Genomic DNA, 14352 nt, shown 5'->3' with positions numbered 1-14352 from the left:
TTGCGTCATTAATGGTTTCAACCATTAATGACGACTATACCTAAGGCATTGGCTCTGCAGGAGGCGTAGCTCCACCACCACCAGCTCCACCACCAGATGACCCCTCATCGCCACCGCCACTAGGTGTACTTTCAGCTCCCTTACCGCCTGTTGCTTTAACGTCTGGTTTGCTAGCACCTTTTTTACCTTTTTCAATAAGTTCTTGAGCCTTCCCTTGCAACTGAGCTTGCGTAGCCGCTTGAGCCCCTGAAGTTTCTTTTGCTGCACCTTCCACTTTACCTTTGGCTTCCTCACCCCATTGAGCCGCTTCAGAACCAATCGTTTCAGGGGCACCGCCAATCCAACGTAAGACTTTATCAGGAAGATACGTAATCAACGTAAATGAACGCTGCACGATAGTTAGATACATCATCGTGTACATTAAAATAGAGAAAAAGTAGGCGAACACACCCGCCCAGCCTATGTACCCGCCTGCAACGTTACCAGCACTCGTTTGAACGGCTGAACTATGTGTAAAACTGCTTGCCAAACGGTCTGCAATATCAGCTCCGGGGATAGAAGGCTTTTCTATTCCAGCACCCGATGACGTGCCTGGCGGCTGGATAAAGGCAATCGCATGATCAAACCCAGCGTTTAATATCCAGACCCCGACATACGATAATGAAATTGCGGCGATATAACCAATGATCATCATTGAAGGCCTTAAAAAGACGTTCATGAGAATCATAATCGCTTGCTCACCTTTACCAAACGCCTCATGGCCTTCTGGGTGAGTTACCCCGAGTGCGACGATTGGCGCGGCGACCATCGCCTCTATCACAGCAATCAACCAAGCTATCGTTGCGAAAGTAAAGATCATATAAGGTAAGATTGGGACATAATACGCCGTAATAAACCCTACTGACACCATAATTCCTAACCATGCTAGAAGCAAAGGCCCGCTAAACACCATTATCACAAAGACAACGACTCCAAACCAAGGGATGATAGCGGATACGATTGATAACTCTAACATCAGTATGAAAAGCGTGCCGGCAAAGTTGATATAATAGGTTCCCATTTGAGCCAGAGCGACGATTGGGTTAATTCCTGGTGTACTAATGATCTCTACACCTTGTCTAAAAATAGCCGAGATGCCTTCTAACGGTAAAAGCAAAAAGGTGAAAATAAGTTGCTCAATAATGGCGTTAACCCATCCTAGAAAGGCGTTATAAACTGGGACAATGATCGCATTATACACCACATCGCCAATGAGCTCTCCAAGGCAGAAACTGAAAAATAAGATTTTCACTTTACCGCAAGGGAAGTCTGCAGAAGGTAAGGCATAGGCGCTAGTATCCGCTTTCACATGCATCATGTCTGCAAACTGGACTCGATTTTGGCCCGCTTGCTGTGGCGGCTGAATTAAAATTTGGTTTGTGGTAAACCCATACACCGTTGATGAAGCCGTGCTAGTCACAGGATTAGTGACGCGAGATAAATTTGTAGGTGGACTTATATTGGGAACACCACCCCCTCCCCCGGAAATTAATGTGGTGATAGGCTCAACACTGGATTTATCTTGATTTAACCAAGTGCATAAAAGACTGTATTGATTGGTTGTATCGCATCCTGTGCTTGTAAACAGTTTAGTGAGCTGGCTCACATCAAACGAGCTTTTATTTAGGCCAGTATTGGAATCAAAGGCATCTTTTGAAGCTTCCAGGGCTTGTTGATTTAACAAGACCAGATCAAAGAAATAGCTTCCAGCCATAAGCCAACCTTGGGCGTTAGCGCTTTGAATAAACGCTCTACTAGCTTCCGCTGAGGATTTATTTTGTGCTTCATTTTCAAGCGTCAACAAAGGCCGCATAACGGCATCATAATCGGAAATCGCTCCTCTAAATTCAGTGCCTGTAAACAGAGGGGGGTTTTTTGCGCCAGGCGCCTGATTCCAGACATGACAGGTTGCATTGGCCATGTTACCGCCCTGTTGAAACCATGAAGAATTATTACTTGGACCAGAACCAGGAGCATTCTGTTGGATACCACAGGCCGCCGCACCAGAAGCACTCACTGCGACACCAAAATTTTGTTCAGCCACCTCAGAATAATTGGTTTGAGTCTGATCCGCTGGAGTTTGATCGGAGAGTTCTGGATTGTTATTGACCATAACTTGGGCTATGGAGGCTAAATCTACGAACATTTGCTGAATTGCAATGGCTCGAGACATCTCAAGCGTTCCAACATCCCCACCTGCGATAGTACTGGCGTCTTTACCCACTACTTTGCGACTCCAGTTGATGGTGCCACAGATACCATTTAACGGTTGATAAGGTGATGTGCTATCAAAGTTTGGCATCGGAACTTCATAAGCGGCTCTCTGATTTTGATCATCTTGCATGCGAACATTTAAAATGTTGACTGAGTCAAGAAAACTGGGGACGGAGGTATTGCAAATCACTTGCATGTTATCTGAAACGGTTCCATAGCAAGGGCCTGTTTTATTTTGTTTCTGACGAAGATAATATTCCCGATAATTTCGTAATTGTTTTTCCAGTCCTAGCATACAAACTTGTCCTGCTAAAATGGTTTGGGCACCATCTGCAATCCCAGAGCCCCCTGCTGCCGTTAATGCTTTAGTCGGATCCTCTTGAGCAATAATGATTGAGCCTCCCTGATTGAGATAGCTTAAAGCCGCCCCCCATATTTTATCAGCGGCTCCAACGCCTTGAACCACAATCCACATGACAAAAATTTGCATTAGGCAGTAACCGGAAGCTTTCGGAATTAATAACGCCAATCCAAACGTCGTTCGCACAGGAACCCATATTGAAGACCATTTTTGGCCTAAAAATTGACCCTCATGAGCGGTATTCATCGTAGATACTAAAAGGGTATACATGATGATAATGCCACCCAATGCTAGAACCGCGGCATTGAATACGCCAAACATAGCGCCCATAATCTGGCTACCAGTGCCATGCAAAACGCCATCGACCACCCCAAAAATATTGCTCAGAAATATAATGGAATAATCCGTTGCTGGAGGCGTAAACGCTAAAGAGCTATCTGCAGCTAAACCCAAAGCAGGTAAAATGATTAGACCAATTGCCAAGATAATTTTGTTCATGGTTTCTCGCCTAATAGGCCTTGCCTATACCACTCATTAAGGGAGCAATTAAGCTTTCGTTCTTTAATAAGATAATGCCAATAGTGATATCTGAACGCCAGCATCAATGCCAGCATCGAAACCACAAAACTTAACAAGAACGCTGCGATGTTTAAGAGAAACAAATGGTACAACGAATACATCATAATTAAGGTAGAGACTACGACCATCATAATACTTAAGCGTAATAACGATTTTTGCCGAATCAACAAATCTTCATCCGATAAATTCATTTTAGTCTTCACCGCGTCAAAAGATTCCACCTTTTCGGTCGAGTTTGGGATAAAAATACGCTTGAACCCTTTCACTAAATAATCCGTGAAATTTTTCATGCGATCCCAGTCAGACCACGCTCTGACATTAAAGATGCGTTTTATTAAATTTCTGGTTCGCTTAAAGGATTTTTTTTTCATATATTTTAGTCAGTTATTCACATAGACATTTCATTTCTATACTATATTATAATAGTCATCAAACTAGCAATGCTCAACTTTCAATGGGCTTAAATAGTAAAAAAAGAGTAAAATATGCCTAATCTTAGTCATGAAGCTTCGGCCAAATATTGGCATGAGTTCATTGATCCAATGATCTACCGGGTCGTCACCTTCCTAGAAAGTGTTGAGGATTGGACGCTGGATGGCAATCCCGAGCTTGAAAGCGCCATTGAACAATTAGGGACAGAGCTAGATGCAATTGAATCTGTTGATTTAAATGCATTAGGTCAGGAAGATAAATTTATCCGTCTAGTTGGCAATATAAAATCTGGACGCGGGCTCAGAATTTTACAGGCAATCGATTCAGTCCATCCTGGCAGCGCTTCAAAAGTCCTTATTCATGCCGAAGAATCTAGTCTGTCCAGCAATGATCCGGCAGGCGTCTTTCTTAAGCGGAATATTATTTTTGAACGGTTACGATTATTATCGCGTGTCTTTTCAGAGTATCGTCTTAAACTCGTTGCACGCGCTTTAGAAGGGGAAGAATAATGATAAAGTTAAAAACAAAAGGATTCGTAGCTGGATTGTTATTAAGTATGAATCTCCCTGTTTCAGCACAATATGATATTCAATATAATCCCGATAATCCCTTTGCGGATTCCATGCAAAAATTAGTTCAGTATGTTCAAAATCTTGGAATTTATCTGGGTTATGATTTGGGATCCAAACAAACGCCAACCCCTTATTCTCAACTAGTAAATGCACCTCTAGCTCAAGTGCTACAAAGCTATGCCTTTAACACGCTGCTCGGCTCAATTCCAGTGAATGCAATCTCTGCTGCGTATTCATCGTTTACTCCTCCCGCAACCGAGGGATATAGCCAATTAAATGTCTTTGCTAATCTAGTATTTAGTCAAACTACCGGGGGGCTAGGTAAAAGCATTTATATTAATCCCGCGCTTGATCAAGAGCCGAATCAGCAAGATCCAGTTAGCCAAAATGTGCTTAATCTCTTAACCACACCCGATATCTCATATTGCACAGCCAAATCGCCTCCGCCACTTTGTAAGGGATTAGTCTCTAAAAATGTGGTAGGACAACCACCAAGCGTTGGATATTATACTTATGATCAATTAAAAAACGTTCTACCGCAATTAAATGGAAATACGCTATTGGCTCCATTGTTGTATTCCACGCAATCCGCGCAGCAAGGCACAACTTCATCAGATGCCGCTGTGTCGCAACAAAATCAAGGATTAACGGCCCAAAACCAAGCGCAAGCAGCTGCAAACTTTGTCCGGTTTGCCACGGGGATTGTGCCAATAGAACTTCCTTCACAAAGTGAATATCAAAAACTCTATGAGATAGCTACCGCTTCAGGCGTGAAGCCCCCCCCGGAGCAGCAACAACTAACGGCTCAAGCCTCTTTAAATAATTATTTAGTCTCGCTGCAATCCTATGCATCACAACTATCTATTCCTTTAAGCAATCTTTATTATATTCTTGGAAAACGCTTACCTCAGAACCAAGGCGATGCGAATAATCCAAGAATGACTAGTCAGGCTTTGAGTGAATTTTCCATGGCCACATGGAGGCTTTATAATCCTTCTGGTACTGGAGATACTCAGTGGCTCAATAAAATTAATACCGCCTCTCCTGCGACCGTTCAAAAGGAGATTGCCATTTTGCTAGCGGAAATTAATTATCAAATGTATTTAAATCGCCAACAAGAAGAACGACTATTATTGAACAATAGTTTACTTTTGATGACGAATTTAAAATCAGCACAGCCTTCCTTCCCTTCAACCGAAACGGAGGCGCAACCCGGAAGTTAATTTCAAGTCGAAATTCTATCGAACTGAGATTAAATCATCCCTCTAATCCTAACCCTCTCCCTGACACTTCGTGCGGAGAGGGGGAAAGGTGGAACATTTAGGCAACAACGCCAGATGATCTGGGGTCGCAAAAACGACAATGTTCGGTGCGTATTTTTACAAAGTACAGGGTATAAAATTTTGTTTCTTTTGACTCTCCAGAGAGGCAGCGACTGGCTGAAATTTTAATTCGGTTAAGACTTGATTAGCTCGAGCTATGACCGATTCAAGCGGTACCAAATTCATAGTAGTGTCACCATGAACCTGCGTACCCCAACAATCGGTTTCGGAATTTTTCTTCAAAACTGTTTTAACAGCCTCATCATAGTAATCAACAGCAAGATGACGATAAGGATACGGGCCAGATACGTTCGCACTGGTCACGGCATGCAATGCGATAACGGGTGTTCCTACTGCAGCAGCCATGTGCGACGGCCCTGTATCAGGACAAATCATTAGATCCGCCTGCTTAATTACTGCCAGTAGCTGCTTAGGGCGAGTTTTCCCTATTAAATTTCCATCCACAGAAATGGCCTTTAAAATTACGGCTGCGAGTTGTTGGTCATAGTCTCCCGGGCCACCGGTTAGAACCACCCGAGCTTGCCAGTGGGTTTTTAAGTGTTGAATCAACGCAATATACCGCTCCACTGCCCAACTGCGTTCGGCCTTACTCGCTGCTGGATTTAATAACACTAAAGGCTCAGTATTGTGTTCAGGTAGTTGTCTAATTGCAAATGCTCGCTCAGCTTCGCCAATGGGTAAATCCCAAGTGAGCTGTTTTTGCTTAACACCCAAGGCGAGCGCAAATTTTAAAAATCCTTCTAACGTATGATCTTGACCAGGGGCAATTTGTTCATTAATAAACCATTGATGCGCGTCCTTAGCTCGCGCCTTATCATACCCAATTTTACGCTTTGAGCGGATAAACGGAAATAATAAGTTAGCGCGAAGACTGGCTTGAGCAGCAAGCAGCACATCAAATTGACGTTTACGCATCAATTGAGCAAAACGCCAGTAATCACGAATATTTTTGGGTTTATCAATGACAATAAATTCAACGCCTGACATTCCCTCCACCAAATCGTAGGCAGGTCGTGAAATAATCCAAGTGAGCTTGGCATCAGGAATTGCGGCTTGCAAAGTACGCACTAATGGCACAAGCATTAATACATCGCCTAAAGCAGATAGGCGAACGATGCAAATCGATTTAATCATTCTTATTCTTCTTTTTCATCTTTTAGTTCATAACGTGCGCCACAATAAGGGCAAACCTCAACACCTGTTTCTTCAATGGGTAAATACACTTTAGGATGTGCATTCCAAAGCTCCATATTTTCAGTTGGACAACTTAAAGGGATATCCTTATTAGTTATAAAATAAGTGGTCTGGGCACAGGCTGGTTTTTTGTCTTGTTTCTTCATTGTTTACTCCTTAATCTTGCGGAATTTATTATCCAGGATTTTGCTGATTCTGGCCATGACTTCTCGACAAATGAGTGGATTTTCAGCAGTAAATTGCTGACCATTGGACCAATGCCTCAGCCAAGTCAACTGACGTTTTGCAAGTTGTCTAGTCGCGGCAATCCCGGTTGCAATGAATGTTTCATAGTCAATCTCGTCCTGCAAATATAATAAAGCCTGACGATAACCAACACTTTTCATCGCTGGATGAGATAAATTCAAGGGCCATTGTTGTAAAAGCGTTTTGACTTCGTCCAAAAAGCCCTGATCGAGCATTTGTTCAAACCGAAGCGCAATTCGCTCATGGAGCCAGGACCGCTCGTCAGGCATTAACAGCAAGTTAATAAAACGCTCTTTGGACGGTTCGGCCGTTTGATGAACGAGTTCTGAAAGAGGTTTTCCGGTGAGTTCATACACTTCTAATGCGCGCTGAATACGTTGAGAATCATGGGGATGGATACGAGCAGCGGCTACTGGATCTACGCTAAGAAGTCTATTATGCAACGCTGGCCATCCTAATGTACTTCCTTGCTGTAATAATTGCGCTCTTAATGATTCATTCGCCTCTGGTAGTGTTGCAATACCTTTTTGAAGCGCATTAAAATACATCATCGTGCCGCCAACCAGCAGTGGGATCTTTCCCCGACTGTGTATTTCTTTACAAAGCTGTTCTGCGTCACGACAAAAATATGCGGCTGAGTAACTTTCAATTGGATCTAATACATCAATTAAATGATGCGGTGCGCGTGCTAAGTGTTCTTGCGTGGGCTTTGCTGTTCCAATATCCATTCCTCTATAAATCATCGCTGAATCAACGCTAATAATTTCAAAAGGGAATGTTTCTACCAATTGACAAGCAAGATCGGTTTTTCCAGAGGCCGTCGGCCCCATTAAACACACTGCTAAATTAACCATAGAGTAACTCACGACAGGCCGTTTCATCTAACTGTTTATAAACAGGTTTTAAATTGGGCGCTTGTGTGCGTGCTGCCTCAAAAAAATCAAACAATTGATCCCGCTCTTCAGAACTTAACATTTCTGTTTTAAGGGTATGACAAGCGATCATTAAACGCAACACACCTTCCCTATCTAGCTTGGTTTGGTTTTTTAATGTGTTCATAAAACCATGAATATCCAGTTGCGGAAGCAGTTTAGGGATAGTTCGAATGATTAATTGGTCTTGAGCAATCATGTCGATGTCGATACCAAGACTGGATAACACTTCTTGATAATACCTGATAAGATCCTCAGCCTGATTGCCGGCAGGAAATCGGACTGGAACTAATAAGGGGCGCTTACCTAAAAGACCCTGTTCTTTTTTAATATGTTGTTCCATTCCAAGCTGATAGAGTTTCGATACATCAACCAAAAATGAACCCTCCGGATGAATTATAATCGCAAAATCGGAGTTTAACACAGCCAATGAATGATCTGCGTAGTGCTGCTGTTCATTCATGTGCAAACGCTGGCTGAAATTCGGTTCCCGAATAGATAACGGTTGCTTAAGCTTTGGCATTAGAGGGAACTTTGGGTTTGAAGACTGTTGCTGACCACCTAATGCTTCATCGATTTGTGAGACGATTAAATCATGAACCAATCGTGGCTGTTGAAATCGCACTTCATGTTTCGTTGGATGAACATTGACATCAACTTCTTGCGGAGCTATCCCTAAATACAACAAACATCCTGAAAATCGTCCAGGGGGCAAGTAGGGTTCGTAGCTTTGTTTTATGGCATGATTTAAGAGCTTATCTTTAACCATTCGGTGATTCACATAAATCCATTGCTTATCATTTTGACTCCGATGATAGGATTTTCCGCCAAGCCAGCCTGAGAGCTCCATGCCAGATCGTTTTACCTCGATGTACACTGCCTCTTCGAGAAATGATTTTCCCAGTAATTTTTTAATACGTAGCAATTTTGTTTTCTCACAACGTGCTGCTGGAAGGGCTAGTATTTGTCGACCATTATGCATGAGACTAATTGCCAAATCTGAGCGACACATAGCAAAACGTCTTACCAATGCCTCTATGACTTGAAACTCCGTTTTTTCTGTCTTTAAAAATTTTTTTCGCACAGGGGCGTTATAAAATAAATCTTGAACATCAACCGTTGTCCCTGGAGTACGAGCCGTTGGTGAGAGTATTGGTCCAGCAGGGGTTAATTGCAATAAAGTGGCATGGTCTTCGCCAAGCGCTCTTGAGCTAATGGATAGTCTTGCAATCGATGCAATACTTGCCAGCGCCTCTCCTCGAAATCCCATACTTTTAATTTGATATAAATCATTAAGACTACGGATTTTACTAGTCGCATGCGCTGCAATTGCCAAGGGTAGATCTTCTGGGCATATTCCTTGGCCATCATCGCTTATTTTAATACGATTCACACCGCCACCATCGATTGCGATGTGGATGGTTTGCGCTCCGGCATCGAATGCATTTTCCAACAATTCTTTGACAACGGAAGCCGGTCGTTCGATAACTTCGCCGGCCGCAATCTGATTTGCAAGTTCTGGTGGTAAGGTTTGAATTCTCATGACACAGGATTAGGTACAATCAGACTCTGACCAATTACGATACGAGCATTGTTCAAATGGTTTAGTTCTTTCAGCTTCTGTATCGTAGTACTGTATTTTGCAGCGATTCCACCCAATGTTTCTCCCTTGCTGACAATATGCTTATTGGTTCTGGCCTGAGCTTCTATATAGGTGCCATGGGGCGGATGGTCAAAGAAATACTGCTTTACACCTTGAAAAATGGCATAGGATAACTTGGATTGATAGGAAGATGATGTTAGATTTTTCTCTTCTCTAGGATTTGAGATAAATCCCGTTTCAATCAGAATTGATGGAATATCTGGTGATTTCAATACGACAAATCTTGCTTGTTCAACGTCTTGGTGATGTAAGTTTGTAATATTATCCATGGCGTGCAGAACTCGCTCGCCCATGTTTAAGCTTGCGCCAATCGTTGCGGTTTGCGATAAGTCAATAAGTACCGAGCGAATTACCCCGTTATCATCGTCTAACTCCGAAAGATTAACACCACCCAATTCGGAATAGTTTTCTTTTTCAGCTAACCATCTTGCAGCCTCACTGGTTGCTCCAGTTTGAGAAAGAGCGAACACAGAAGCTCCGTTTGAGTTGCGGTTTTTAAACGCATCGGCGTGGATAGAGATAAAAATATCTCCATCATATTTTCTAGCAATGTCTAAACGTTCGCGAAGCCCGACATAGTAATCACCATTACGAGTTAATACCGCACGCATACCTGGTTGTTTGTCGATAATGTTTTTCAACTTCAACCCGATAGCTAACACCACGTTCTTTTCCAAATGATGCCTTGGGCCAATAGCGCCAGGATCTTTTCCACCATGACCTGGGTCAATGATCACGACCACATCTCTTAAAGCGCGGGATGGACTGCGACTGACCATCACTGGAGTTTTAGAAGCGTTTAGTTGGACGTTTGTCTTTTGTTTGGTTGAGCGATTTTGCTTAGCGCTTAAATTGATACTTAATGTATGTTTCGCTTTATCTGCTGCAAGCGAAGCCGGATCATTTAAATCCAAGACCACTCTTAATGTGTCGTGTTTTGGCCGCCCATCTCGAATGGCTTTCACCAAAGCGCTTTTTGAGCCTAATTTAGAGAAGTTGACGGATGTGGTGGTGTGCTCAAGATCAATCACAGCTCGAGATGGATTCGATAAAAGAAATGCTTTGTAAGCGAAGGGGCCAGATAAATTGAAGGTTAATTTGGTAATTGTGCCCTCTTCTTCAATATCCAGAGAACGTAATTCTGCGGCAACAGCAACGTGACCAATTAATATAAAACTGGCTACGATTTTGAAAATTGCCTTTCTCATTATGCCACTTCCAAACAAGACAACATTTCAACTCCAAGAGGGCTTTTCGCGATTATGCATAACCTTCGCCCTCCACCATGGGTCATCAACGCAAACTCGATATCCACGCCCTCTAAAAAATGCTTTCCATGCTCAGGCCACTCAATGCAGCACACAGATTGACTCGAAAAATAATCTCTAAACCCAATATACTCTAATTCGGCTTCGTCTTGTATACGATACAAATCAAAATGATGAATTTGTAGGGCGTCTAAAAGATACGTTTCCACGATTGAAAACGTTGGGCTCTTAACGGTTGAGCCGACTCCGAGCGTTTTAAGCATCGCGCGAATAAACGTAGTTTTTCCTGCGCCTATGTGTCCTTGAAAGGTTAATATCGCTGGCACTCGTAGAACGCTTGCAAATTGCTTAGCTAATCTGATTGTATCTTCTTCTGAGGGAAGTTCAAAAGTTAACGCTTTGCTCATAGTTTTTCTGTCAATCATCCAATCGTATTTATTCGGTAACGTAAAAAAGGCATTAAGTCGCTTGCAATCAAGCCGCGTTCTCCATATTTAACCGCTGCATCATCACCTGCTTTTGCATGCAGCCAAACGCCAAGATTGGCCGCTTCTGCTAAGGATAGCCCTTGCGCCAACAGTCCTCCTATAACTCCGCTTAACACATCGCCCATTCCAGCGGTGGCCATACCAGGATTTCCTGCGGGGCAAATATGCACCTCATTCTCGCCAGAATCAATAACGGTTCCAACCCCTTTTATAATCACACTGCCCCCATATTGCGCTTGAATAGATCGCGCAGCTTTGAGGCGATCGCTTTGGATGGTTGCCGGATCGCATCCTAATAAATCGGCTGCTTCACCAGGATGTGGGGTTAAAATCCAGTTATCATCATGCTGTTGATTGCGAGCCAATAATCTTAATCCAGATGCGTCTATCACTAAAGGCAATTGGGCAGCAATTGCTGCTGTAAATAGTCCCTCTGCCCAAACGTCTTCGCCCAATCCGGGCCCAAGCACACAAACAGTCGCCTTCGATAATAAGGGCTTTAAGTCGTTCTCATCGGCAACGCCATAAACCATGGCTTCGGGCAACCCAGCCAAAGCTTGCTTTGCATGCTCAGGATAAGTGGCTATGGAAACCATTCCTGCACCCACTCTTAAAGCAGCCATTGCAGCAAGCCAAGAAGCACCAGGCATTCCTCGAGCTCCTCCAATGACTAGCACATGCCCATACGTTCCCTTATGTGAGTTTTTTTTACGAGCGGGCATGAATTGACACAGCTGTTGCTGCTCCAATAAATAAGCAGCTGGAAGAATCGTCTGATCCGTTTTTTCTAATTCTAAATCATGACAAATTATTTCACCGCAATGATCCGGGCCATCCGCCGTATACAATCCTACCTTTGCCCCAATAAACGTTGTTGTGATGTCCGCTCGCACAGAGGTTCCAAGCTTCATGCCGGTGTCTGCGTTAATTCCTGAGGGAATATCCAGCGCGATGACCGGCAATTCACTGTCATTAATGATTTCAATGACGTGCTTGATTGCGCCATGCACCGCGCCTTCTAACCCAATTCCTAACAAGGCATCAACGATTAGCTCCGCATCCCCATCCAGGGCTTCTTCAAAGGGAAGACATTGCACACCTGTTGCTATTGCACGTTGCGCCGCTTCAGCTGCTGTAGGGGGGAGTTCATCAATGGGTTTGTCATGGTAGACGACTACAGCCAAACCTTCCTCGGCAGCCAAACGTGCCAGGACATAGCCGTCGCCTCCATTATTGCCGCCACCGCAGAATACAGCAATTTGGCGGACTTGATTATAAAATTTGCGCATGGTGAGGTAGGCTGAATAACCCGCGCGCGCCATTAATTCGCTTTCCTGAATTCCAAGCTCATGAATCGCCTGATGCTCAAGCTGTCTAATTTGGCTTGTTTGATAGAGCGCAATATCCTTTGGCATTCATTTAGCTCCCTGGAAAAATTTAGGAACTCATCTCTTTCTAGAAAAAGCAGTTAAGTCCGACTACGCAAGCTATAGACTCAACTGCTTTTTCTAGGATTATTTTACCAATTTTAATGTCGGTTTTCGTCCGCTTTTTTCAGGAGTAGGCGTCGTTGGTGGCGGCAAGCTGTCTTCTTCCTCTTCAAACTCCATCCCTCGACCATTTTCCTGTGCATAAATCGCCAATACTGCCCCTGGTGTTAATGAAATTTGGAAGGTCTGACCTGAGAAACGTGTGGTAAACACAATTCGATCATTGTCTAAATGCAGACCTCGACACGCTTGTGGTGAAATATTAAGAACGATTTTTCCATCCACGACATGCTCTTGTGGAACTTGAACCCCCTGGGATTCGGCATTCACTAAAAGATAAGGGGTCAGATTATTGTCTACTATCCAGTCATAAAGACCGCGAATAAGATAAGGTTTGCTTGAGGTCATTTTTTTTGTCATTACGCCGCCCTTAGCTGCCTCTCAGCTTCCGTTAAACTGGTTTTAAAACACTCTCGCGCAAATAATCGTTGCATGTACTCATGTAAGCCCGTAGCTTTTTCTGGGATTTCAACGTTTAACCCTGGCAAACGCCATAATAAAGGTGCCAACGCGCAATCTAGGAGTGAAAACTCTTCGCTTAAGAAATAGGGCTTGTCAGCGAATACAGGCTCTAGATTGACTAGGCTGTTTTGTAAGTGTTGGCGAGCCTGGTTTGCATCATCGTTTTGATAAATGCGCTGTAACAGTGAATACCAATCTTGTTCGATGCGATGCATCATTTTCCGGGTTTCAGCGCGCGCAACAGGATACACTGGAAGTAACGGCGGATGCGGGAAACGTTCATCAAGATACTCCATGATGATACGAGCTTCATACAACACCAATTCTCGATCGATCAACGTAGGAACCGTTCCATAAGGATTTACTGCTAATAAATCACTGGGGGCCTCTGTCTGCTTGGCAGTTAAAATTTCAACATTAACGCCTTTTTCGGCTAATACAATTCTTACTTGATGACTATACACATCATCATTATCAGAAAACAATGACATAATAGTACGCTTTGCAACGATCGCCATCAAACACTCCTCATCATTCATTAAAAAGTTTTACATGCTAAACAGAATCAAAGGTTGTTATTTTAGCATAATTTTTCTAATTCATGTTGGAAATGATTAAATAATACGCAAGACAACATCCTCATGTGAAAAATTCCGGCTTCTTCATCCTGTTGCTCTGTACGGTACAGCGATCCTGTTGATAAAAGGAATGGTAGAACAAGACCAAAGTAGAATGCCAATCCAAAACTTAAAAATTAAGCTAAAAAATTTAATCGTTGCCGCATGAGAAATAAAGCTGCGGCTAATTTTCCAAAAACATGCACTATCAAACCTTGATAAGATCTAACTTTACTTGCGATTTGGATACCGGGTTTCTCGTTAACCCAATTAAACAGTGATTCGACAGGTTGGCGTACTTGCGAAATTGCTGTTGATAACCATTGGTCTGCTGCATCAAGAAAGTTTTGTCCTTTTTCTTTTTTCACAGGAGTTAATAGGATAATATGTTG

14 protein-coding genes are annotated in these 14352 nt (G+C 43.1%); 2 read left to right on the top strand and 12 right to left on the bottom strand.

Annotated features, from left to right (window positions below; genetic code table 11):
* Window positions 1-40: 40 nt before the first annotated feature.
* Together dotA and icmV are read right to left on the bottom strand one after the other, a co-directional pair.
* Window positions 41-3112: a type IVB secretion system protein DotA gene (gene dotA / locus E1O47_RS09100; RefSeq protein ID WP_133130947.1), complete on the bottom strand. Its 3072-nt coding sequence runs from the start codon at window positions 3110-3112 to the stop codon at window positions 41-43.
* The gene (icmV, locus tag E1O47_RS09095) at window positions 3109-3564 is read right to left on the bottom strand and encodes a type IVB secretion system protein IcmV (RefSeq protein ID WP_133130946.1); all 456 of its coding nucleotides are present in this window, start codon (window positions 3562-3564) and stop codon (window positions 3109-3111) included. The genes dotA and icmV overlap by 4 nt, the downstream gene beginning before the upstream one ends.
* Before the next feature lie 114 nt (window positions 3565-3678).
* On the opposite strand from icmV, the gene icmW reads away from it, so the two are divergent.
* Together icmW and E1O47_RS09085 are read left to right on the top strand one after the other, a co-directional pair.
* Window positions 3679-4134, top strand: a complete 456-nt coding sequence (icmW, locus tag E1O47_RS09090) for a type IVB secretion system protein IcmW (RefSeq protein WP_133130945.1) — start codon at window positions 3679-3681, stop codon at window positions 4132-4134.
* On the top strand, window positions 4134-5420 hold the full coding sequence (locus E1O47_RS09085; RefSeq protein WP_133130944.1) for a type IV secretion protein IcmX: 1287 nt from the start codon (window positions 4134-4136) through the stop codon (window positions 5418-5420). The genes icmW and E1O47_RS09085 overlap by 1 nt, the downstream gene beginning before the upstream one ends.
* A gap of 156 nt (window positions 5421-5576) precedes the next feature.
* On the opposite strand, the gene E1O47_RS09080 is transcribed toward E1O47_RS09085, so the two are convergent.
* The 10 genes from E1O47_RS09080 to E1O47_RS09035 all read right to left on the bottom strand — a co-directional run.
* The gene (locus tag E1O47_RS09080) at window positions 5577-6674 is read right to left on the bottom strand and encodes a glycosyltransferase family 9 protein (RefSeq protein ID WP_133130943.1); all 1098 of its coding nucleotides are present in this window, start codon (window positions 6672-6674) and stop codon (window positions 5577-5579) included.
* Between the two features lie 2 nt (window positions 6675-6676).
* Window positions 6677-6880 carry a zinc-finger domain-containing protein gene (locus E1O47_RS09075; RefSeq protein WP_133130942.1) on the bottom strand — a complete coding sequence of 68 codons (204 nt, stop codon included), beginning with the start codon at window positions 6878-6880 and terminating at the stop codon, window positions 6677-6679.
* A gap of 3 nt (window positions 6881-6883) precedes the next feature.
* Complete coding sequence (gene miaA / locus E1O47_RS09070) at window positions 6884-7834, bottom strand: tRNA (adenosine(37)-N6)-dimethylallyltransferase MiaA (RefSeq protein WP_133130941.1); 951 nt, start codon at window positions 7832-7834, stop codon at window positions 6884-6886.
* On the bottom strand, window positions 7827-9455 hold the full coding sequence (gene mutL / locus E1O47_RS09065; protein ID WP_133130940.1) for a DNA mismatch repair endonuclease MutL: 1629 nt from the start codon (window positions 9453-9455) through the stop codon (window positions 7827-7829). The genes miaA and mutL overlap by 8 nt, the downstream gene beginning before the upstream one ends.
* Entirely contained in the window at window positions 9452-10783 is a 1332-nt protein-coding gene (locus E1O47_RS09060; RefSeq protein WP_133130939.1) for an N-acetylmuramoyl-L-alanine amidase, read from the bottom strand. The genes mutL and E1O47_RS09060 overlap by 4 nt, the downstream gene beginning before the upstream one ends.
* On the bottom strand, window positions 10783-11250 hold the full coding sequence (tsaE, locus tag E1O47_RS09055; protein ID WP_133130938.1) for a tRNA (adenosine(37)-N6)-threonylcarbamoyltransferase complex ATPase subunit type 1 TsaE: 468 nt from the start codon (window positions 11248-11250) through the stop codon (window positions 10783-10785). The genes E1O47_RS09060 and tsaE overlap by 1 nt, the downstream gene beginning before the upstream one ends.
* 14 nt (window positions 11251-11264) lie before the next feature.
* Window positions 11265-12746 (bottom strand): NAD(P)H-hydrate dehydratase, encoded by a 1482-nt coding sequence (locus tag E1O47_RS09050; protein ID WP_133130937.1) that lies wholly within the window; start codon window positions 12744-12746, stop codon window positions 11265-11267.
* 99 nt (window positions 12747-12845) lie between these two features.
* On the bottom strand, window positions 12846-13241 hold the full coding sequence (locus E1O47_RS09045) for a ClpXP protease specificity-enhancing factor (RefSeq protein ID WP_242602086.1): 396 nt from the start codon (window positions 13239-13241) through the stop codon (window positions 12846-12848).
* Window positions 13241-13861 (bottom strand): stringent starvation protein SspA, encoded by a 621-nt coding sequence (sspA, locus tag E1O47_RS09040; protein WP_133130936.1) that lies wholly within the window; start codon window positions 13859-13861, stop codon window positions 13241-13243. Before sspA ends, E1O47_RS09045 begins: the two co-directional genes overlap by 1 nt.
* A gap of 236 nt (window positions 13862-14097) precedes the next feature.
* A partial coding sequence (locus E1O47_RS09035; protein WP_207384313.1) for a hypothetical protein occupies window positions 14098-14352 on the bottom strand: 255 nt, incomplete at its 5' end.

This window comes from Legionella yabuuchiae (assembly GCF_900640115.1).
GTDB lineage: Bacteria > Pseudomonadota > Gammaproteobacteria > Legionellales > Legionellaceae > Legionella_A > Legionella_A yabuuchiae.
Note: the sequence above shows the minus strand (reverse complement) of the source record. Positions and strands in the feature narration are given on the sequence as shown.